The following is a 20,195-nucleotide window of genomic DNA, read 5'->3' as shown; positions in this document are numbered from 1 at the left end:
CGGAGGGACGCGAGCACCGTGTTCGACCTGATCTCGAGGTATGACGTCCTCGGCGCCTTCTGGGTGACCATCAAACTGACCGCGTCGTCGGCGGTCCTTGCCCTGATCCTGGGCACATTCGTCGCCGCGATGCGCGTGTCCCCCGTGCCGGTCGCCCGTTTTCTCGGCGCCGCCTACGTCACCATCTTCCGCAATACCCCGCTGACGCTGATCATTGTGTTCTGCTCACTGGGCCTCTACTCCACCATGGGCTGGAAGCTCGCACCGGAGGGCCCGAACTCGCTGGCGCAGAACAACTTCCGTTACGCCGTACTCGGACTCAGCATCTACACAGCGGCATTCGTGTGCGAGTCATTGCGCTCGGGCATCAACACCGTGCCGATGGGCCAGTCCGAGGCGGGCCGCTCACTGGGCTTCACCTTCACGCAGAATCTGCGAATCGTGGTGCTGCCGCAGGCATTCCGCTCGGTCATCGCTCCGCTCGGCAGCGTGCTGATCGCACTCACCAAGAACTCGACGATCGCCTCGGCGATCGGCGTCGCCGAGGCCGCCACCCTGATGGCCAAGATGAACGAGAACGAGGCCGCACTGATCACCATCGGCTTCATCTTCGCACTCGGCTTCGTAATCCTGACCCTGCCGACCGGCCTGCTGTTCGGCTGGCTGGCCAAGCGATTCGAGGTGGCCCGATGAGTTCGGGAGCTTCAGTTCTTTTCGATGCGCCGGGGCCCCGCGCGCGCATTCGCAACTCCATCTATTCGGTCGTCGCGGTTGTCGCGGTGGTCGCGCTGGGCTGGGTGTTCTACCGCGGCTTCGCCGATAAGGGACAGTTCACCGCGGAGAAGTGGAAGCCGTTCATCGAGGCGGACGTCTGGAAGACCTATCTGCTGCCCGGTCTGCGCGGCACCCTGGTCGCGGCGCTGCTGTCGATTGTGTTCGCGCTGGTGATCGGTATGGTCTTCGGCATCCTGCGTCTGTCGGAGCACCGGGTGGTGCGCTGGGTGGCGGGCGCGATCGTCGAGGTGGCCCGGGCCATTCCGGTGCTGATCCTGATGATCTTCCTGTTCTACATCTTCTCCGATTACAAGGTGTTCAAGGTCGATCAGCTCGCACTGTGGGCCGTGGTGATCGCGCTGACGGTCTACAACGGTTCGGTCATCGCCGAAATCGTGCGCGCCGGCATCAAATCGCTGCCGAAGGGGCAGACCGAGGCCGCGGTTGCGCTGGGTCTGCGCAAGGGGCAGCTGATGCGGTTGATCCTGCTGCCGCAGGCGATTACCGCCATGCTGCCCGCCTTGATCTCGCAAATGGTTGTGGCGCTGAAGGATTCGGCGCTCGGTTATCAGATCACCTACCTCGAGATCGTGCGTCAGGGCTCGCAACTCGGTGCGGCCGAACGCAATACGGTGCCCGCGCTGATGGTCGTCGCCGTGGTGATGATTCTGCTGAACAGCACGTTGACGATCGTGGCCAATAAGCTGGAGCAGCGGTTGCGCTCGCGCAAGCGGGCCAAGGGTGCCGCCGTCGTGGCGGCCGACTCGATTCTGGCCGATGCGACTCCGGGAATGGATATCACGCAGAAGCCGTGAGGCCAGCGGCTCTGAGCGTGCACTTCTCGCTTGAATCGGGCAGAAATTGCCGGATTTCGCGGGAATTGCACGCTCAGACCCATTTTCGGGCTCAGTCGATTTCGTCGGTGTTCTCCGCGATCGCCTTTGCGGCCGCACTATCGCTGTACGGGCGTGCGGCCCACCGGGGTCCTGATTTCCGGCCCCGTCCGCGTTCGGCCGCAGTGATCAGGACGAGGGCATGCTGCTGCGGAGTTCTCCGGTCTCGGGGTGGACCGTGGAGGTGAAAGGTTCGGCGAACGGGACGGATTCGGGTGGGTAGGTGGCCGCTGCCACGGCGGTGGCCGCGCGGACGAAGGCGGCCACCGCGGGTGAATGGCAGTTCTGCGGCCACGCTACCGCGAGGGTAGTTGGTTTCAGGTCGGTGACCGGCCGATAGGCGATGCCGGGGCGGGGGTGACGGCGGGCGACCGAGGTGGGCGGGAACCAGATGCTGTCGCCGAGCTCGATCAGGTTGAAGATCTGCGCAAGATCGCGCACTGGACGCGGAGTTCCGGATGACGGGACGAGGCCGTCGCGGTCGGCGTGCGTTCCATCAGGGAGCAGTCGACCGGCCAAGTCGGCCAGGCACAGGGTTGTCCGGGCGGCGAGCGGATCGGAGGCGGCCAGTGCGACCAGGCGGGGTTCGGTGAGCAGCGGTTCGATATCCAGGCCGCTGTCGTCGAACGGGGCCGCAATGAGCGCGACATCCGCACGGCCCTGACGCAATGCTGGGACCTGCTCACCCCGACCACCCAACATGAACTCCACCGGGACAGCCGCTTCCTCGAGGCGGTATGTCTCGACGATCTGCGGCAGGAGTCCGGCGTCATAGTCGGCTTTGAGCGCGAGCCGCAGCCCCGGTGCGGCCCGACCTACGTGCCGGGCACGCTCCGCGGCCGCCGCAACGGCATCGAGTGCGGTCCGCGCGTCGCGGAGCAAGGTCTCACCGGGCGGGGTGAGCACGACGTGTCTGGTGGTGCGCTCGAAAAGTTGAACGCCCAGTTGACGTTCCAGTTCCCGGATCGCCCGCGACAGGGGTGGTTGCGCCATCCCCAGTCGGTCGGCTGCGCGTCCGAAATGCAGTTCCTCCGCGACCGCCACGAAGTATCGGAGTTGGCGAACCTCCAGATCACTCATATCCCCACGGTATCAACGCTTATCGGATCGGTCCTTCAGGTTCCGTGCCGCGCCGACTTGACTTGCCAGTGCCACATCACTCGAGCAGAGGTTGTCATGATCGTTGTTACTGCCCCGACCGGCGCCATCGGCCGTCAGGTCCTTCCGCATCTCCTCGATCGCGGCGCGCCGGTCCGCGTTATCGCGCGTGATCCCGCACGCCTGCCCGTGCACGTCCGCGAGCACGTCGAAGTCGTGACCGGATCGCACAGCGATATTGATGTCGTCACCCAGGCGTTCGCCGGTGCCGACGCCGTGTTCTGGTTGCTGCCTCCGGTTCATCGCGGAGCGAGCCTCGATGCCGCGGTTCTGGGTTTCACACGGCCCGCGTGCGAGGCATTCAAGGGTCAAGGCGTCGAGCGAGTGGTCGGCGTCTCGTCCATTGGTCGCGGGTCCGCGGTGGTCGGAAACGCCGGACTGGTCACAGCGTCGCTGGCCATGGACGATCTGATAGCGAGCACGGGCGTGAACTACCGAGCGCTGACTATGCCCTCATTCATGGACAATCTTCTTCGCCAAGTCGATGCGATCAAGAACCAGGGTATGTTCTTCGCACCGCTGTCTCCCGACCTGAAACGCCCCACATGCGCGACCCGCGATATCGCCGCCGTCGCCGCCGAACTGCTGCTCGACGACTCGTGGGACGGATACGACAGCGTTCCCGTACTCGGCCCAGAGGACTTGTCCAACAACGACATGGCGCAAATCATGTCCGAAGTGCTCGACCGCCCGATTCGGTTCCAACAAGTCTCCGGCGCGGCCTACAAAACCACCATGCTCGAATCCGGCATGTCCGAGGCCATGGCTCAGGGTATGTACGACATGTTGGAAGCAAAGGAGAACGGTCTCGACAACGCCGAACCCCGCACTCCCCGAGCCACGACTCCGACCACCTTCCGCCAATGGTGCGAAGAAGTCCTCGCCCCCGCCCTCCGCAACTAACCCGGCCCCCAGCCTCACTGGGGCTGCTGCCGCATGTTTTCGCCCGGCGAATTCGTGCGCGGTGCGAGAAAGGCTGCGCGGCGCAGTTTCTGTAGCCGACACCGCAGCAGGCCGACCCGCCGGACAGCCGGGCACAGCAGACGCTCAGTCGAGGTCCGGTGCGTCGAACTGGGCCTGTTCCAGTTCGGCTTTCACCACGGTGAAGGCGGTGGATTGGTTGTAGCCGCGGCGGGCGAGCATGGAGACGAGGCGGCGGATTGTTTTGTCACGGTCCAGGTTTGCGGGCATGGTGCGTAGTTTGCGGCGGACCAGTTCGGTGGCGCGTTGTTCCTCGTCATCGGCGCTGATGGCGTCGAGGGCGCAGGCGGCGTCGGATTGGGAGACGCCTTTGCGGCGGAGTTCTTGGGCGAGAGCCTGTTTGCCCTTGCCGGAGAAGGTGTGGCGGGACTGGACCCATTGTTCGGCGAAGGCAGCGTCGTCGATCAGGCCGACCTCGGTGAAGCGGTCGAGGGCGCGTTCGGTGATCTCGGGCGTAAAGCCCTTGGCCGCGAGACGCTGCGCCAGTTCGGCACGGCTGCGGGCGCGGACGGCGAGCAGGCGAAGACACGCCTCCTTCGCCTGCTCGACCGTCCCGCCTTGGGGAGTGCGCTCCACACGGGACCGGTTCGCACCGGTGCCCGTCGAGGACACACCCTCCTCGGATCCAGCCGCCACCGGATCCGCCCATCGGCCTTCGGAACTCTGTAAGTCAGCCGAGTGGGAGTCGTTGCGCTGGAACTCGTTCCGGCGCCCGCGACCGCGCCGGGACCCAGTCGAGCGCGCCCGCTGCGGATCGGGCGCGCTCGACCGAGTTCCCATGATGTCCGAATCGGCCAAACCACCTTCGGCCAACCGGACCTGCTTATCCCCCTGCCCCTTCCCCCGAAAACCCGATCCCTCCGAATCCCACTCATCGCCCTCGGACCAATGCACCCGCCCCGGTTCGGACTCGTCCGAACCGGATCCGGCGGGGGTCTGGATGGGTGGGCGGCCTGAGGCGGAGAGTAGTTCGTTCAGGCGGTGACGGACCTCGGTTACCGGGTCGGGCCGCGCTGTATCGGATGCGGGCCGGGTGGGGTGTGGGCGCCGAGGGGTCATCGGATCAGAAGTCGGCGGGGACCTCGGCGGCCGCGCCCTCTGCGGTCACGTCGGCGCCGATGCCGAGCTTTTCCTTGATCTTCTTCTCGATCTCGTCACGGACGTCGGTGTTCTCCAGCAGGAACTTGCGGGCGTTCTCCTTGCCCTGGCCGAGCTGGTCGCCCTCGTAGGTGTACCAGGAGCCGGACTTGCGGATGAACCCCTGCTCGACACCCATATCGATGAGCGAACCCTCCTTGGAAATACCCTGGCCGTAGAGGATGTCGAATTCGGCCTGCTTGAACGGCGGCGAGACCTTGTTCTTCACGACCTTCACGCGGGTGCGGTTGCCGACCGCATCGCTGCCGTCCTTGAGCGTCTCGATGCGGCGCACATCCAGGCGCACCGAGGCGTAGAACTTCAGCGCCTTACCACCGGTGGTGGTCTCGGGCGAACCGAACATCACACCGATCTTCTCGCGCAGCTGGTTGATGAAGATGGCGGTGGTGCCGGAGTTGTTCAGCGCACCGGTCATCTTGCGCAGCGCCTGGCTCATCAGGCGCGCCTGCAGACCGACGTGGCTGTCACCCATCTCGCCCTCGATTTCGGCGCGCGGTACCAGCGCGGCCACCGAGTCGATGACGATGATGTCGATCGCGCCCGAACGCACCAGCATGTCGGCGATTTCCAGCGCCTGCTCACCGGTGTCGGGCTGGGAGACGAGCAGTGCGTCGGTGTCGACGCCCAGCTTGCGGGCGTAGTCGGGATCGAGCGCGTGCTCGGCGTCGATGAAGGCGGCGACACCGCCCGCGGCCTGGGCATTGGCCACCGCGTGCAGTGCGACGGTCGTCTTACCCGAGGACTCCGGACCGTAGACCTCGATGATGCGGCCGCGCGGCAGACCGCCGATGCCGAGCGCCACGTCCAGGGCGATGGATCCGGTCGGGATCACCGAGATGGGCTGGCGGGCCTCCTCGCCGAGACGCATGACCGCGCCCTTGCCGAAGCTCTTCTCGACCTGAGCCAGCGCCAGCTCGAGCGCCTTATCACGGTCGTACGCCTGTGGTGCCATATCCTGATCCCCTTCTCGACGGGTAAGTCTCGTTCTTGGTTGGCGCCCACATTAGAGGGCGGCACCGACAAGTTCTGGCGACCAGCCTAGACGAACAGATGTTCGAGTCAAGCGACGCGCCCGACAACACGCGCCCCGAACTTCCGGACACGGCAACCGCTGCGCTACGGCCGCTCGCAACCCCTTTCCGGGCGCCGAACACCCGACCTCACCGAACCAGCGAGATCCGATCACTGTCCAGCAATGTCTGCGCCTGCTTGTACACCCGCAACGCAGGGGTCACCTCCACATCGGCGATCCCGTCGAGTGCACCCAGCCGCTGCGTGACATACCGATAGAGGTGCGCGGTATCGCGGCATATCAACGACGCCATCAGGTTGGTCGGCCCCGTGGTCGCGGCGATGAAGACGATCTCCGGATGGGTTGCCATCGCGGTGCCCACCGCCTCGAGATCCGCCGGTCGCGTGCGCAGCCACAGCGCTGCCCGCACGGCGTATCCCATCCGTTCGACCGCGAAATCGAGATCGAAGTACAGCACCCGGGATTCGACGAGTTCGGCCATGCGCCGCGCCACTTTCGTTGCGGTCCAGCCGATTTCGGCGGCAATCCGAGCATAGGGCGCGCGTCCGTCGCGACCGAGCAGCGCCAGCATCGCCTCATCCTGCGCCGAAAGTTCCACCGGCACTTCCGGCCCCGTATCGGCCCGCCACGACGGCCGTGGGCCGAGGTCGCGCAATTGCGCAGCCGTGAACAGGTGCCGGAAATCCGGCCACTCCTCGTCGAGCGGGAAGCGGTGGATCACCTCGTGGGCCGTCAGTCCGATCACCTGACTGGCCTGGGGCAGCGTCTGCATCAACAGCTTGTCACGCCGCTCGATCGAGCGCGGCCTGCTCACGCAGGTCACCTCGGATCCGGTGGCCGACAATGTGACCCAGCTCAGATCCGGAAACCGCGCCAGTGATTCGGCCAGCCGCGCCGCCTTGTCCGGAGTCGACCGGAGCCGGATCACCCAGCGCGCATGCCCGAGCGGCACCACGTTGACCTGCCCCGCCACATGCAGGATGCCGCGCTGCCGCAGCGATCGGTAGCGTCGCGCCACCGTCTGCTCCGAAACCCCGAGGATGGCGCCGAGCTTGGCGAACGGGATGCGCGCATCGGTCACCAGCGCGTGCAGGATCTGCTTCTCGAGGACATCGAGTACGGAGGAATCCGTGCCGTCTTCGGACTGCATAGGAGGAATCTAACGCACATGGCCACGTGACTATGTGGATATCAACACCTGCCGCACCCTGAGTGTCGATATCGTTCGAATCGCCTCGGAGGCTCCCGTGAGGAAATGGCTGCCCTTATTCGCCGCGTGCCTGGGCACGCTGATGCTGCTCATCGACGTCACCATCGTCAATGTCGCGCTTCCCGACATCGCCGCCGATCTCGGCACCGGTCTGTCCGGACTGCAATGGGTGATGGACGGATACGCGCTCGCGCTGGCGGCGCTGCTGCTGGTGCTGGGTTCGCTGGCCGATCGGGTCGGTGCGAAGCGCGCCTATCTCGCCGGACTCGTCGTTTTCGCGATCGCATCGCTGATCTGCGGGACCGCCGATACCTCGGCGAGTCTCATTGCGGCGCGCGCACTTCAAGGCATCGGCGGGGCCGCGATGTTCGCGACCACACTGTCGCTGCTGCACTCCACCTACACCGGCCGTGATCGGGGTGTCGCCTTCGGCGTCTGGGGTGCGGTGTCGGGTGCCGCGGCCGGGATCGGTGTGGTGCTCGGCGGTGTGCTCACCGAGGCACTGTCGTGGCGGTGGATCTTCTTCGTCAACCTGCCGATCGCGGTACTGGCGATCGTGTTGACCGCCGTCGTGTTCCAGCCGTCGCCACGGCAGGCGGATCGGGCCATCGATGTGCCCGGCATGCTCGCCTTCGCGACCGCCGCGACGGCGGTCACCTACGGTGTCATCCGCGGCGGCGAACACGGCTGGTCCGATGGTCCTACGCTGCTCGCCATGGCGCTCGGCGCGGTCGCGCTGCTGGCCTTCGTATTCGTCGAATCCCGCAGCGCGGCAGCGATGTTTCCGCTGGCACTGCTCGGCAATCGCAACTTCGGGGCCACCCTTGTCTCCGCATCCGGCCAGACGTTCGCCGCCTTCGCCGCCACACCCCTGATTTCGCTCTGGCTGCAGCAGCAGTTGCATATGTCACCCATGCACGCCGGACTCGCCATGCTGCCGATGGCGGCGACAGCGTTCGTGGTCGCCGGCGCCTTCGGCAAACTGCTGCACGATGTTTCGCCGAAGTGGACGATCGGAGCCGGTCTGGTGCTGGTCGGCATCGGTACCGGACTGCTCACTATCATTGACGCCGAATCATCTTGGGCCGCACTGACTCCCGGATTCGTGGTGATCGGTGCGGGCATCGGCGTCAACGCACCCGCGCTGGTCGCGGTGGGGATGGCGGCGGTGCCGCCGCACCAGGGCGGGATCGCCGCAGGCGCGGTAAATACCGCACGACAGCTCGGTCTCGCACTCGGAGTCGCGGTGCTGGGCACCGTATTCCGCGAAGTCGCCGATGACAGTCGTCCGATGACATTGTCGCGTTTCGTGGATGGCTTGGACGCGGCATTCGGTGTCGCGGCCGGAGTCGGAATCGTATTCGGAGTGATCGCATTCGGGCTGCTCCAACCTCCGCGTCAGGTCGCCGATGCCCCCGTCCAGCCGGAGACCGTCGCAGCCTGAGCCCCGTCGGCGCGATCAAGGCCGGGCACCCCATACACCGGCCGGGTACCCCGCACACGCGGTGCCCGGTCCGGCAACGGGGTGCCCGGCATCGCCGATTTACTGCTGCGGCAGAACGGATTCGTCGCCTTCCTGGCGCGGGCCGGGGATGCGGCGGTCGGATTCGTCGATGCGGACATCGTTGATGCTGGCCTCCCGGCGCGACATCAGGCCTTCCGGGGTGAACTCCCATTGCTCATTGCCGTAACTGCGCCACCACTGGCCGGATTCGTCATGCCATTCGTACTGGAAGCGGACCGCGATGCGGTTGCCTTCGAACGCCCAGAGGTCCTTGCGCAGTGCATAACCGTTTTCGATGGACCACTTTCGAGTGAGAAATTCGACGATGGCGGCGCGGCCGGTGAAGAATACGTCACGATTTCGCCACACCGAATCCTCGGTGTATGCGGCGGCGACGCGCTCGGGATCCCTGGTGTTCCAGGCATTCTCGGCGGCGCGCACCTTGGCCTTGGCGGATTCCGAGTCGAATGGTGGCAGTGGAGGTCGCATTGCAATTCTCTTCTCGAGGGATCGGGGTCAGGGGTTGACCGGGGAAAGTTCGGCTGGACTCCAGCGGAGCGGGCCCGCGCCGTGGATTTCGATCACTTCCGTAATGGTGAAGTCGATCGAGCACTGAGCTCCGGCGGTGAAGGTTTCCGGTGCCCAGGACAATTCGGCGGTCCCGGTGAGTTGGAGGGTTCCGCCGGTCGTCCAGTCCGGGATCAGGATGCCGCAGCGTGGGTTCACCACCATGTTCCCGAGTGTCATGAACATCGAATTACCCTGATAGTCCGGCCATCTCAGCCGAGTCGGCGAAAGCACCCGCAGGAAACCGGGATTTCCGCCACGGTGGGAGGCGTCGGCATTGCCGTCGGTATCCGCGGTGGCGACGAAGAAAGTGTCCGCAGCGGCGACCAGTGCACGCTGCCGCGCATCGAGTTCCGTGCCGCGCCGGGGTGCTGGGAGTTCGATATCGGGGCGATACGATTCGATCCGCCTGCGCGAGATGTACTTCGGGCAGTTCGAATACACCTGATCGACGGCAATCCGCAGTCCCGCCTCCGTCGGAGCCGCGAATCCATTGACACGCATTCGCCTGCGCCGCTCAGGCTGCAGCGCGATCATGCCGATCCGGGCGGGGCCGGTCAGTGCTTCGTGTAGCGGATTTCCCAATGCCGGAATTGCATCGATTGCGATCGTCTCGGCATCGACGACGTGCACGAATCCCGGCGACCCGACCACCGCGCCTGCCCACATCCGTCCGTCGAGGTCCGCAGCCGCGATCACGACCATCGGCTGCTCCGCCAGGAAACCCGCCGCGACATCCGGGATGTCGGCACGAATCGTCCGTCCCACCCGGTCGGCGATATGCGCCTGACCCATTCGCTGCTGTACGGCGACCTCGCCCGAATGAAAGTGTGACATCACAGTGCTCAACAGCGTTCAGGCTCAGAAGAATCCGCACGTCGGGGCGGCACCGCTGGGCGCGGGAGCGGATTCGGCGCCCGTGGGTGCGTAGACCTCGAGACGGATACCGTCGGGGTCGACGAAGAAGATGCCACCCGAGGCGACACCCTCGCCGTGCGCGACCACCCCGTCGTGGGCGAAGCTCACCGAGAGTTCGCGCAGCAGCGCCTCGATCGAGCGCACTTGTTCGATGGTGTCGACCTGGAACGAAAGATGGTGCAGACCAGGGGTTTCGGTAGAGAACGCGCCGTCGGACTGCTGCCAGAGGGTCAGCACGAGCTTGCCGTTCGCACCGAGGAAGGCCCAACGCTTTTCGCTGTCGGTGCTGGCCGCGAGCTGCTCGAAACCGAATGCGCGGCGGTAGAAGTCCACCGATCGGTCCAGGTCGGAGACGTTCAGGCCGATGTGTCCGGTGGCCAATTGGGGTGCGACGGCTGTGGTCATCGAGATCCTCCTCGGAATTTATAACTGTTCTAAGTAGCTTTACTAGTTAGAACATAACCAACAGCCAGAAGGACGTCAACCTCTAAAATAAGGTTAACTGGTTAGAACGGCGGTGGTTGCCTTGGCAACGAAAGGAAGATCGCTACGCTCAGGTATGCCTGATCCACGCCCCCACCTCGGTGAACCGCTGGCACTCGACCTGCTGAACACCCGGTGGATCCAGGACGGACCGCAGGATCTGCTCACCGATGTCGCGGGCCTGGGCATATGGCTGGCCTCGGCCGGACTCGACGATCGCGCGAATGCCGACGAGCGGACCCTGCAGGCGGTGCTCGCCGCCCGCACCGCCATCTACGACACCGTGAAACACACCTCACACACCGCGCTCAACGAGGTCCTCGACCACGGCCGGATCCGACGCATGCTGACCGACACCGGCCCCACCGAAATCGTCGATGTACCCGAAACCACCTGGCTCCCCGGCTGGCTCGCCGCCGACAACCTGCTGCGGCTACTGGCCGAGGCGCCGGACCGGATCCGCCAGTGCGCCCATCCGGACTGCGTCCTGTTCTTCTACGACACCTCGAAAAACGGCACCCGCCGCTGGCATTCGATGGCGACCTGCGGCAACCGCACCAAGGCCGCACGCCACTACGCCAAAAAGGCTTGAGCTCAGAAGAGTTCGTCGAGTAGTCGGTAGTAGTCAAGTCGCCGCCGGTCCGGCTCGGCGAGTCCATAGGCGGCATAAAACGCGCTCAGTTCGTCGGCACCGAAGTCCTCGCGCAGGTCGCGCTCGACCAGAGCCAGATCGCGGTACCGATCCGCGACACCCAAACCGCCGACGTCGATCAGCAGACCGCCGCCCAGCACATTGGACGGGGTGAAATCACCATGCGCGACAACGAGATCCTCGTCCGGCGGACGTTCGGCGAGCAGTCGCTGGTAGATCTGTTCCGGCGTCAGCCCTCGATTGTCGTCGTCGAAGTCGTCGACATCGACCAAATCCTCGAGCACACGGCGGCGCGCCTGGGCCAGCATGACATCCAACCTGCCGTCGAACGGGCACTCGGCAACGGGCATATCGTGCAGCCGCCGCAACAGCGCGCCCATGACCGCGCCCACCGATTCTGTCGGTTCAGCGGCCAGACTCGGCAGACCCGCGTCGGCGAGAACCAGCACATCCTCTTCGAACACAACAATGTCGGGTAGTTGAATCCCTTTGCCCCGCAGCCAATTCAACCGCGCGTACTCGGCTGTGGCCTTCGGTCCCCGCTTCACCCAGTACGCACCGTCGACATGCGCGACACCGCCGCTCATTCCCTCGTGGTCCTCCGACCACGCGGGGTCCGCACCCAGCACCGCGGCGACCTTCGGCGGCAAGGTCGTGGGCAGATCATCGAGCAGGTCGAGGGTGGTGCGGGTGGCCTCGATCAGCTCGGCATCCCCCTCGACGACGCGCAGTTTCAACGCCTCGGTGAGCCGCGCCCTGGCCTCGGGCAGTCTGCCCTGTTCGGCAAGGGCCTTGCCCAGGTGCTGCAGCGCGAAGGAGAGCACCTCGGAGTCGCCGGCTCGGTCCACGGCTCGGCGATACAGCGTTTCGGCGGTGACGATGTCACCCCAATAGCGGTAGACATCACCGAGGTTGATCCAGACCGACCTCCGGCGATAGTCGCTATCGGCGAGTTCGAGGGCGCGATCGAGGTGATCGAGGGCCTCGGCGTAGCGGCCGAGCAGCATCAGCTCGATGCCGATCTTGCGGAATTCGGCGAAATCGACCGGGCGTGCGGTCGCGACGCGAGCGGCCAGCTGCGCATGATCGATGGGGATCATGCGCAGCCGCTCGTCGAAGCGGTATCCGTGATCGCTCACCAGCGTGTTCTCGGGACGTCGAAGTCGGCGCAGAGCGCGCGCCACACGTCACGCGGGTCGATGCCCGCCTCGATGGCGGCGGCGCCCGTCCGCCCGCCCAATGCCGGGATGGTGTGGTCCCTGAGCAGCGCATCGCCGCGGGACACACCGAACTCGGTGTGCAACAGCTCCTGGAACTCGGTCAACCGCACCGTATTCAAGATACTCGCGCCGCTGCGGGCCTTCCCTCGGGCCGTTCGATTGGCGAACAGGCTAGCGGGTCCGCACGCTGAGGACGTCGTGACAGATGCGGATCGGGTCCGCAACTTCCGCGATACCGGCGGCCGCTCGCTGCGCCGCCTCGGTGTAGCCGGGCGTATCGAGCAGATCGAGGACTGCGGTACGCACCGCGCCGGCGGTCAGGGGGCGGACCAGTATCGAACTGCCTTGGCGAGCAGCGCGATTGGCGAGTTCCCACTGGTCGCCGCCGCCGGGTACCGTCACGATCGGCACACCCGCGAGCAGGGATTTCGCGAGCAGACCATGGCCGCCGCCGCCCACCACGACCGACGCATGGGTGAGCAGTTCGTCCTGACGGCCGAGTCCGGCCGTTGCCCATGGCGGCAGGTCGGTGGGCGGGGTGTCGAGCATGGAAATGGCCACCCGGACGCCCGCTCCGTCCAATGCGGCGAGCACGGTTTCGACCATGTCCGCGACACCCGTATGCGCGGTCGACGGTGCGACCATGACCAGCGGCCCATCGCCGGGCGGTGGCTCGAGGATTTTCGGAGTCGGCTCCCACAGCAGCGGGCCGACGACGTGGGTGTGCTCGGGCCAGTCGGGGCGCGGCACCTCGAGGGCAGGCAGGGTGGCGATCAGGCGGGCCGCCGGGCCTGGATCGGTGCCGGGCAATCCGACGCTTTCGCGGGCGTGCTCGCGCTGACGCAGACCGTTGCGAACGGCACGGGCGGTCATGGTGCGCAGCACACCGTCACGCAGGCGGCCGCGCACCCCCTCCCCCGGCGCGAGGCCACTTCCGATGGGCGGCAACGCTTTCGACGGTAGATACAGCGGATGCGGCGACAGCTCGACCCACGGCACCCCGAGTCGCTCGGCTGCCATCCCGCCGCCCGCGGTCAGCACATCCGACACCACGAGCTCCGGCAGCATCGCGCTCAGATCGGGCAGGATTTCGGTCGAAATATGTGCCGCACGCTCGTGAATGCGCTGACCGGCATCATCATCGTCGTCGACCGTGCGCGGCGCGAGCCCCTTGAGTCTGCGCACCGCGATGCCCGCCTGCTTGGCGGCGTCGAACCAACGTGGTCCGGTGAACAGCACCGGATCGTCACCGGCGGCCAGGAAGCGTTCGCACAGCGCCAGCGCCGGAAACGCATGGCCGGGATCCGGCCCGGCAACAACGGCAACACGCATGCGGCCAGCCTGCCACATCGGTGCCGGAACTCGGTGCGGAGCGGACCCGGATCGGTCGAGCAGCCCAGTGCGGCCCGCGTTCATCGAAATGCCATTCGGAAGAAACCCGGCGAGCGCCGATCGAGGGCATCCTGGTCTAGACCATTCCGGCCGGATCGACAGATTGGGGTCGAGGTGCCCGTCACCACCATCGACGAATTGCTGAACCTGCTGGCCGGATGCGCCGAGGTCTGGGATATGCCCGACCGCAGCGGCGACCTCGTCGACATCCTGGACCACGACCTGCAATGCGCAGAGCTGCTGCGCCGATCCCATCCCGAGGACGAGGAACTGCAACTCGCCGGACTCCTGCACGATATCGGCCATAAACTCGTTCCCGGCGACGACGCGGGTCACGGCCGACACGGCGCGGACGCGATTCGTTCGCTACTCGGCGACCGCGTCGCCCGACTGGTCGAACTACACGTTGTCGCCAAACGCTACTTGGCCGCCACCGACCCCGCCCACACCCTGTCTCCCGCCAGCCGACGCACCCTGGTCGCCCAGGGCGGTCCGATGACCGAGACCGAAATCGCTGAATTCCGAACCGATCCCGGCTTCACCGCCGCCCTCGCCCTCCGCCGCGCCGACGACGCGGGCAAGGTGGTCGGCCTTCGGGTCGCCTCCGTCGAGTCCTGGCGTCCAGTGATCGAACGCGTCGCCGGCACCCGCTGACCCCACCGATTTCAATACTTCCGCATACATCCGTTACCCTTGCTCAGCAACACCGGTCCGGGTGGCGGAATGGCAGACGCGCTAGCTTGAGGTGCTAGTGCCCTTTATCGGGCGTGGGGGTTCAAGTCCCCCTCCGGACACAGAAAGCACGTCACGTCACCGTTCTACCTGCGGTTATGCCGGAGGGACGCGCGACCGTCGAACGGCGACTTGCACAGCCCGGCAATGCATTCCGCGCGACCACGTGGCTTCACAGCGTGTTTTTGCGCTGGTTGGCATTGAAGCGCGCCTTCTTCTGACGATTCCCGCACGTGTTCATGTCACACCATTTGCGGGTGCGACTTTGGCTGGTGTCGAAGAAGGCGGCTCGGCAGGTCGGCGATGCGCACAAGGCCAATTTTCCGTCTCGTTCGCCTGCGATGATGCTGATCGCGTCGGCGGCGATTACGCCTAGGGCATCTTCTACGCGGGAAGCCGAGCTGAGTCGCCATCGACGACGGCCCTCGGGCGTCAGGATAGCCGCCGCCCGCCCCTGAATGCTGCAGTCATTGATGACTTGGACAGCGGACGCAGGGAGAGCGTCTTGGATCGCGGCCGCTGTCGCGGCGGCGTGAATCGATTCCCTCAGTTCCCAAGCGAGTTCGAGCTGGGCGGTGGTGCAGGAGTCCACGGCGAGACCGTTCACGGCCAGCCAGTCGACGAGTCGCTGCGGCGTGGGAATGCGTTCCACAGCGTCGCCACGACGCTCCGTCAGAGTCCCCGTGAAGCTGGTCGCTAGCACGTTACCGAGGCGAAAGTCAGGGAACCCAGCAGGCATGGAACCACCTTAGCGGGTTGCTGGCTGACACGGGGGCATGCTAGAACCGTCTTTGCCGGTTCGCGATAGGTCGGAGCCGGTTCCGCGACCACCAGGAGGTCTCATGCCCACACTTGGCCACCTCAATCCGGTTTTCACGCCCGACCCCAGCGACGTGCGAGCATTTGAAGCCCACGCAACTGACGCCGACCTCGACGATCTGCGCGCGCGATTAGCCGCGGCACGACTGCCGGAAGCTGAGACGGTCTATCGCGCCGCGCCCGACCCTCGCCGATGGGAACAGGGCGTTCCTCTCGCCGACCTCGTCGATGTCGTGAACTACTGGCGCACCGAGTACAACTGGCGGTCGTTCGAAGCGCGCCTCAACCGGATCGGCCAGTTCCGCACGACCATTGACGATCTGGGAATCCACTTCCTACACCGCCGATCCGCGCGCGCAGATGCCACTCCTCTGATCATGACGCACGGCTGGCCAGGCAGCATTGCCGAGTTCATCGATGTAGTAGACGAGCTGGCAGATCCGAAAGATGCAGACGCGCCAGCGTTCCACGTCGTGGCCCCGTCGCTACCAGGCTTTGGTTACAGCGACAAGCCGGCCACCACCGGGTGGGGAACCGAAAAGGTCGCGGCCGCATGGGTGGAGCTGATGGGAAGGCTCGGCTACAGCAAGTTCGCAGCCCACGGCGGCGACTGGGGAGGTGTGATCACCACGGTCCTCGGCGGCAGGTTCCCGGCGCACGTTCTCGGCATCCACACAACGACCGCACAGGCACCGCCCGGGTTGACAACGGACGAGCTGACGGCGACCGAGCGCAAATGGACCGAGGAAACCCGCGATTTCTGGCGCCACCACGCGGCGTACGCCAAGCAGCAGGCGACCCGGCCGCAGACCATCGGCTACTCGCTCGTCGACTCACCAGTCGGGCTGCTCGCCTGGATCCTCGACAAGTTCGCCGAGTGGACAGACACCGAAGACAGCCCGTTCGAGACGATTTCCAGAGACCGAGTTCTCGACGACGTCACCCTGTATTGGCTGACGCGCACCGGCGCATCGTCAGCCCGCATCTACTACGAGAGCCACAACTCGCTCGACCCCGAACTTCGGGTCGACGTCCCGTCAGCAATCAGTATGTATCCCCGCGACATCGAGAAGTGTCCACGCCCCTGGGCACAGCAGCGGTACCGACAAATCGTCCGATGGAGGTCGCCCGAAACCGGGGGACATTTCCCGTCGCTGGAGGTTCCCGAGTATTTCGTCAAGGATCTGCGAGAAGGCCTCGCGGCAGTGCTGGCCGCTAATCGGTGACCGCGGCTGGGTGCCGGGACTCGGAACCGGCGCTCTCTCGTCTGCCCCAAGGTCATTCGATCAAGTCCCCGCGAGTCGGCCTTCGCCGGCTTTCGCCCGAGGCGGTTCGATAGCCGCAATGCGGCGAGGTCCCCGGTTCGCCCGGGTTGACGAGAGGGCCGGGCGCCGCGCAGGATCGACCGCGAGATGGACGATTCATGCTGGTAAGGCTATTGGGTCCGGTGATGGTGGAGGCCGCGGACGGGACGAAGGCGTCAGTCGGGGGGCCGCGGGTGCGGGCATTGCTGGGGTTGCTGGCGCTCGAAGCCGGGCGAATAGTGCCCGCGGCGCGACTGGTGGACGGGGTATGGGGGGAGGACCCGCCTGCGGGGACCGGGAATGCGTTGCAGACCTTGGCGAGTCGGTTGCGCGCGGCGTCGCCGGGGGTGGTGCGTAATGACGGGGGCGGATATGTGCTCGAACTGGCACCCGAGGACGTCGATGTGCATCGGTTCACACGTGAGGTCGAGGCGGGGCGGGCATTGCTCGCGGCAGGTGAGGCCGAACGAGCCATCGCGTGCTTCGATGCCGCGCTCGCGTTGTGGCGCGGGGAGCCGCTGATCGATGCGGGGGAATCGGAGGAATTGCGCGCCGCGGCACTGCGATTGACCGAACAGCGGCTCGACGCAGTCGAACTGCGAGCGGACGCCTTTCGAGCCCTGGGCCGAGGCGGCGAGGTATTGGGTGAGCTCCGCACGGAAGCAGCGGCACATCCGTTCCGGGAGACGCTGGCCGCACGACTGGTGCGGGCGCTGGCGGCAGCGGGGCGAACATCCGAGGCGATACAACAGTTTCAACGAACCGAGACCCTGTTACTGGACGAGCTCGGCACGACACCCGCCGAGGTGCTGCGCTCGGCCCTGGCCGAAATTCACACGAACGCGCCCCGTAATCCCGCAGTCGACGAACCTGCCATCGAGACGACGCCCGGATCGGGTCGAACGGGAGTTACGGCAGCATCCCGGACCAGCGGGACATCAAAAGTGTCCGCGCCGCTGCTGCCCAGGAGGTGCACCAGCTTCGTCGGACGCGGACGCGACGTGGAAGGAGTGCGACGGGCGCTGTGCGAGGCCCGACTGGTGACACTGTCGGGTACCGGGGGCGTGGGGAAGACCCGGCTGGCCGCCGAGATGGTCGGGGCGCACGCCAAGGATTGGGCGGACGGTTACACTTTCGTCGAACTCGCCGCACTCGAGCGGGAACGAGCCGATCGGTCGGCCGTGACCGCGGTCGGAGTGGCGATAGCGAACGCGCTCGCTCAGTTCGAGCGACCCGACGAACTGTCCGCGGAGTGGGCCGAAGTACTGGAGCGGACCCTGTCCGGCCGCCGAATGCTGTTGGTACTAGATAACTGCGAGCATGTCGTGGAGGCGACCGCGCGCCTGATCGACGATCTGTTGCAGCGGCTGCCCCTGCTGCGGATGCTCACCACGAGCCGGGAGCCGATCGGCGTGGACGGCGAGCGACTGTATCCGGTCCGGACCTTGGACCTGCCCGAAGCCGACGCGGGTATGGTGGCGGTCACCGCATCGCCCGCGGTCCGGCTGTTCATCGACCGCGCCACCGCGGCACTCCCGGATTTCGCGCTGTCCGAGAGCAATTCCGCGGATATCCGCGCCATCGTGCGCAGCCTGGACGGCATGCCGCTGGCCATCGAACTTGCCGCCGCTCGCCTGCGGAGCCTGCCGCTGCCGGACCTCAGCGCGCGGCTCACCGATCGCTTCCGGCTGCTCACCAACAGCACTCGCCTCGCGGTCCCGCGCCATCGCACCTTGCACGCGGCCGTCGCCTGGAGCTGGGGACTGCTCACCGACGCGGAAGCCGCAGCAGCCCGGCGTTTTTCGATTTTCGCGGGCGGCGCGACCTTGGACGCCATCACCCGGGTGTGCGGTCCGGACGCCATCGACACGGTCACCTCACTGGTGACGAAGTCGTTGGTGGACTTCGATGGACAGCGCTATCGAATGGCCGAGACCATCCGAGCCTATGCGACCGCGGAATTGACCGCAGTCGGCGATGCGGACGAGGTCGCCCGTATCCATGCCGACTGCTTCCTGGACTTCACCGACGTCGCCGCCACCGGATTACGCACTGCCGCACACCCCGATTGGCTCGCGCGGCTGATCGCCGAACACGGCAATTGCGAAACCGCGCTGCGCTGGGCACTGGACGTCGGCGACGGTGAGCGTGCGGTTCGCCTGTACGCGAATCTCGTCTGGTATTGGCTGCTGCGCGGGTTGCACCGCGACATCTCCGAGCGCCGCCGCGAGGTCCTCGCCCTGCTCGGCGACGCACCGCCGCCGGGGTGCACCGGGGCTTATCTGGCCTGCCGGTACGCCGAGGAGCTGCCCGCGTACTTCACCAATATCTGGTGGGGCCAAATCCTGGAGAACACGGGCCAATTCGAGCGGCTGACCCGCGCGGCCCTCACCGAGGATCGGCCCCCGCACCCGATGTTCGTGCTCATACTGGCGCTGCGTGACCTGCTCGGCGACGACGACAGCCTGTTGACCGCGTGCACCACCTCCGACGATCCATGGCTACGCGGAAATGCGCTGATAGCACGGGGTTTCGATGAACTGGGCGGCGACCATCCGGCCCGCGCCCTGCCCACTCTGGAGGCGGCGCTGACCTGCCTTAGCGCGCACGGTGACGCGCGGTCACACAGCCGCGCCCTGACCTCCCTGGCCAGCTACCGGACCCGGATGCTCGGCCTGGACAGCGCCCGCCCGCTGATCGTGAGCGCGCTGGAACTACTCAGCGCCGACCTGGGCGCCGCCGAGCGCATCGGCGTGCTGTTCTTCGCGGCGGAGATGCACCTGGTCGGTGGCGATACCGATAGCGCGGCAACCTATCTCGACCGGGCCGAGGCCCTGATCACCCCGCACATCATCCCCGCACCCGGGCGCTTCCTGGCGGCGACGCAGGCGCACCTGGCCCACCTGTGCGGCGACAACGACCGCGCGCTGGAACTGTACCGGCGGATGTCCGAGCAGCCGCTCCCCTCCGGCCCGCCACCCGCCGGACGCCACGACACCGCCCGCTTCGTGAACCTGGTCTTCGTGAGCACCGCGCACGCGGCGACTCTGGTCGCGGCGGGGCGACCGGACGACGCGCTGCGAGAGCTGGCCGTGCCCCGCGATCTGGCCGCCCAGACCTCGGCGGCGCTGCTGGCCGAGGTCGGTATCGGTTATGCCCTGATCGGTCTGGCGAAGGGCGCACCGGGGCGTGCGGCCCGTATTCTCGGCGCCACCGACCGGATCAACCGGAGGGCCGGGGTGATCCGCATCGGTCCGTTCCGGCGGCGGGCGCTCGACCAGGCGGAAGCGGCGCTCGGCCCCGTGCGCATGGGCACGGAATTCCTTGCGGGCGCTCGGCTTCCGGACGAGGCGGTGCTCGAACTGCTGCGTACCGTTCGCTGACAACGACTGTCAGC

Annotated in this window: 19 protein-coding genes and 1 tRNA gene; 9 read left to right on the top strand and 11 right to left on the bottom strand. The window is 66.3% G+C overall.

Annotated features, from left to right (window positions below):
• Positions 1-18 precede the first annotated feature (18 nt).
• Positions 19-693: an amino acid ABC transporter permease gene (locus tag ACQPZ2_RS15940; RefSeq protein WP_062985899.1), complete on the top strand. Its 675-nt coding sequence runs from the start codon at positions 19-21 to the stop codon at positions 691-693.
• The gene (locus ACQPZ2_RS15935) at positions 690-1,589 is read left to right on the top strand and encodes an amino acid ABC transporter permease (RefSeq protein ID WP_063038466.1); all 900 of its coding nucleotides are present in this window, start codon (positions 690-692) and stop codon (positions 1,587-1,589) included. Before ACQPZ2_RS15940 ends, ACQPZ2_RS15935 begins: the two co-directional genes overlap by 4 nt.
• Before the next feature lie 207 nt (positions 1,590-1,796).
• On the opposite strand, the gene ACQPZ2_RS15930 is transcribed toward ACQPZ2_RS15935, so the two are convergent.
• Positions 1,797-2,747, bottom strand: coding sequence for a LysR family transcriptional regulator (locus tag ACQPZ2_RS15930; RefSeq protein ID WP_433526266.1), 951 nt, complete (start codon positions 2,745-2,747; stop codon positions 1,797-1,799).
• 96 nt (positions 2,748-2,843) lie between these two features.
• Here ACQPZ2_RS15930 and ACQPZ2_RS15925 point away from each other — a divergent pair, with 96 nt between their 5' ends.
• Positions 2,844-3,728 carry an NAD(P)H-binding protein gene (locus ACQPZ2_RS15925; protein WP_433526265.1) on the top strand — a complete coding sequence of 295 codons (885 nt, stop codon included), beginning with the start codon at positions 2,844-2,846 and terminating at the stop codon, positions 3,726-3,728.
• A 144-nt stretch (positions 3,729-3,872) separates the two neighbouring features.
• Here the strand turns inward: ACQPZ2_RS15925 and recX are convergent, their stop codons facing one another.
• The 3 genes from recX to ACQPZ2_RS15910 all read right to left on the bottom strand — a co-directional run bounded on the left by recX (position 3,873) and on the right by ACQPZ2_RS15910 (position 7,147).
• Positions 3,873-4,418, bottom strand: a complete 546-nt coding sequence (recX, locus tag ACQPZ2_RS15920; protein ID WP_433526264.1) for a recombination regulator RecX — start codon at positions 4,416-4,418, stop codon at positions 3,873-3,875.
• Positions 4,419-4,869: 451 nt separating this feature from the next.
• On the bottom strand, positions 4,870-5,916 hold the full coding sequence (gene recA, locus ACQPZ2_RS15915; protein WP_063038472.1) for a recombinase RecA: 1,047 nt from the start codon (positions 5,914-5,916) through the stop codon (positions 4,870-4,872).
• A 208-nt stretch (positions 5,917-6,124) separates the two neighbouring features.
• Positions 6,125-7,147, bottom strand: a complete 1,023-nt coding sequence (locus ACQPZ2_RS15910; protein ID WP_433526263.1) for an Lrp/AsnC family transcriptional regulator — start codon at positions 7,145-7,147, stop codon at positions 6,125-6,127.
• Between the two features lie 97 nt (positions 7,148-7,244).
• On the opposite strand from ACQPZ2_RS15910, the gene ACQPZ2_RS15905 reads away from it, so the two are divergent.
• Positions 7,245-8,651, top strand: coding sequence for an MFS transporter (locus ACQPZ2_RS15905; RefSeq protein ID WP_433526262.1), 1,407 nt, complete (start codon positions 7,245-7,247; stop codon positions 8,649-8,651).
• 99 nt (positions 8,652-8,750) lie between these two features.
• Here the strand turns inward: ACQPZ2_RS15905 and ACQPZ2_RS15900 are convergent, their stop codons facing one another.
• Genes ACQPZ2_RS15900 through ACQPZ2_RS15890 form a run of 3 tightly spaced genes read right to left on the bottom strand, consistent with a single transcriptional unit; the run spans position 8,751 to position 10,601 of the window.
• Positions 8,751-9,200 carry a nuclear transport factor 2 family protein gene (locus ACQPZ2_RS15900; RefSeq protein WP_433526261.1) on the bottom strand — a complete coding sequence of 150 codons (450 nt, stop codon included), beginning with the start codon at positions 9,198-9,200 and terminating at the stop codon, positions 8,751-8,753.
• A 27-nt stretch (positions 9,201-9,227) separates the two neighbouring features.
• Positions 9,228-10,115 (bottom strand): pyridoxamine 5'-phosphate oxidase family protein, encoded by an 888-nt coding sequence (locus tag ACQPZ2_RS15895; protein WP_433526260.1) that lies wholly within the window; start codon positions 10,113-10,115, stop codon positions 9,228-9,230.
• A gap of 24 nt (positions 10,116-10,139) precedes the next feature.
• Entirely contained in the window at positions 10,140-10,601 is a 462-nt protein-coding gene (locus ACQPZ2_RS15890) for a VOC family protein (protein WP_433526259.1), read from the bottom strand.
• Between the two features lie 154 nt (positions 10,602-10,755).
• Here ACQPZ2_RS15890 and ACQPZ2_RS15885 point away from each other — a divergent pair, with 154 nt between their 5' ends.
• On the top strand, positions 10,756-11,271 hold the full coding sequence (locus ACQPZ2_RS15885; protein WP_433526258.1) for a CGNR zinc finger domain-containing protein: 516 nt from the start codon (positions 10,756-10,758) through the stop codon (positions 11,269-11,271).
• Positions 11,272-11,273: 2 nt separating this feature from the next.
• Here ACQPZ2_RS15885 and ACQPZ2_RS15880 read toward each other — a convergent pair whose 3' ends face one another.
• The 3 genes from ACQPZ2_RS15880 to ACQPZ2_RS15870 form a co-directional block, all read right to left on the bottom strand.
• Complete coding sequence (locus ACQPZ2_RS15880; protein WP_433526257.1) at positions 11,274-12,470, bottom strand: phosphotransferase; 1,197 nt, start codon at positions 12,468-12,470, stop codon at positions 11,274-11,276.
• Positions 12,467-12,661 (bottom strand): DUF3046 domain-containing protein, encoded by a 195-nt coding sequence (locus tag ACQPZ2_RS15875; RefSeq protein ID WP_063038523.1) that lies wholly within the window; start codon positions 12,659-12,661, stop codon positions 12,467-12,469. The genes ACQPZ2_RS15880 and ACQPZ2_RS15875 overlap by 4 nt, the downstream gene beginning before the upstream one ends.
• Positions 12,662-12,722: 61 nt before the next feature.
• Positions 12,723-13,883: a glycosyltransferase gene (locus ACQPZ2_RS15870; protein WP_433526256.1), complete on the bottom strand. Its 1,161-nt coding sequence runs from the start codon at positions 13,881-13,883 to the stop codon at positions 12,723-12,725.
• Positions 13,884-14,057: 174 nt separating this feature from the next.
• Here ACQPZ2_RS15870 and ACQPZ2_RS15865 point away from each other — a divergent pair, with 174 nt between their 5' ends.
• Positions 14,058-14,597 carry an HD domain-containing protein gene (locus ACQPZ2_RS15865; protein WP_433526255.1) on the top strand — a complete coding sequence of 180 codons (540 nt, stop codon included), beginning with the start codon at positions 14,058-14,060 and terminating at the stop codon, positions 14,595-14,597.
• A gap of 55 nt (positions 14,598-14,652) precedes the next feature.
• Positions 14,653-14,737 (top strand) — tRNA-Leu (locus ACQPZ2_RS15860).
• A gap of 110 nt (positions 14,738-14,847) precedes the next feature.
• Here the strand turns inward: ACQPZ2_RS15860 and ACQPZ2_RS15855 are convergent.
• A complete protein-coding gene (locus ACQPZ2_RS15855) occupies positions 14,848-15,414 on the bottom strand; it encodes a CGNR zinc finger domain-containing protein (protein ID WP_433526254.1) in 567 nt (188 codons plus the stop codon).
• A gap of 103 nt (positions 15,415-15,517) precedes the next feature.
• On the opposite strand from ACQPZ2_RS15855, the gene ACQPZ2_RS15850 reads away from it, so the two are divergent.
• Both ACQPZ2_RS15850 and ACQPZ2_RS15845 read left to right on the top strand, forming a co-directional pair.
• Positions 15,518-16,720: an epoxide hydrolase family protein gene (locus tag ACQPZ2_RS15850; RefSeq protein WP_433526253.1), complete on the top strand. Its 1,203-nt coding sequence runs from the start codon at positions 15,518-15,520 to the stop codon at positions 16,718-16,720.
• A gap of 197 nt (positions 16,721-16,917) precedes the next feature.
• Entirely contained in the window at positions 16,918-20,181 is a 3,264-nt protein-coding gene (locus ACQPZ2_RS15845) for an AfsR/SARP family transcriptional regulator (RefSeq protein WP_433526252.1), read from the top strand.
• Positions 20,182-20,195: the final 14 nt, after the last annotated feature.

The sequence above is a fragment of the Nocardia pseudovaccinii genome (assembly GCF_050942345.1).
Classification (GTDB): domain Bacteria; phylum Actinomycetota; class Actinomycetes; order Mycobacteriales; family Mycobacteriaceae; genus Nocardia; species Nocardia pseudovaccinii.
Note: the sequence above shows the minus strand (reverse complement) of the source record. Positions and strands in the feature narration are given on the sequence as shown.

Excerpts from the sequence above, each read along its gene's own strand:
- ACQPZ2_RS15910 (WP_433526263.1), bottom strand. The coding sequence starts at position 7,147 with ATGCAGTCCGAAGACGGCACGGATTCCTCCGTACTCGATGTCCTCGAG.
- ACQPZ2_RS15895 (WP_433526260.1), bottom strand. The coding sequence starts at position 10,115 with ATGTCACACTTTCATTCGGGCGAGGTCGCCGTACAGCAGCGAATGGGT.
- ACQPZ2_RS15900 (WP_433526261.1), bottom strand. The coding sequence starts at position 9,200 with ATGCGACCTCCACTGCCACCATTCGACTCGGAATCCGCCAAGGCCAAG.
- ACQPZ2_RS15855 (WP_433526254.1), bottom strand. The coding sequence starts at position 15,414 with ATGCCTGCTGGGTTCCCTGACTTTCGCCTCGGTAACGTGCTAGCGACC.
- ACQPZ2_RS15845 (WP_433526252.1), top strand. The coding sequence starts at position 16,918 with ATGCTGGTAAGGCTATTGGGTCCGGTGATGGTGGAGGCCGCGGACGGG.
- ACQPZ2_RS15890 (WP_433526259.1), bottom strand. The coding sequence starts at position 10,601 with ATGACCACAGCCGTCGCACCCCAATTGGCCACCGGACACATCGGCCTG.
- ACQPZ2_RS15935 (WP_063038466.1), top strand. The coding sequence starts at position 690 with ATGAGTTCGGGAGCTTCAGTTCTTTTCGATGCGCCGGGGCCCCGCGCG.
- ACQPZ2_RS15930 (WP_433526266.1), bottom strand. The coding sequence starts at position 2,747 with ATGAGTGATCTGGAGGTTCGCCAACTCCGATACTTCGTGGCGGTCGCG.
- recA (WP_063038472.1), bottom strand. The coding sequence starts at position 5,916 with ATGGCACCACAGGCGTACGACCGTGATAAGGCGCTCGAGCTGGCGCTG.
- ACQPZ2_RS15870 (WP_433526256.1), bottom strand. The coding sequence starts at position 13,883 with ATGCGTGTTGCCGTTGTTGCCGGGCCGGATCCCGGCCATGCGTTTCCG.
- ACQPZ2_RS15850 (WP_433526253.1), top strand. The coding sequence starts at position 15,518 with ATGCCCACACTTGGCCACCTCAATCCGGTTTTCACGCCCGACCCCAGC.
- ACQPZ2_RS15925 (WP_433526265.1), top strand. The coding sequence starts at position 2,844 with ATGATCGTTGTTACTGCCCCGACCGGCGCCATCGGCCGTCAGGTCCTT.
- ACQPZ2_RS15885 (WP_433526258.1), top strand. The coding sequence starts at position 10,756 with ATGCCTGATCCACGCCCCCACCTCGGTGAACCGCTGGCACTCGACCTG.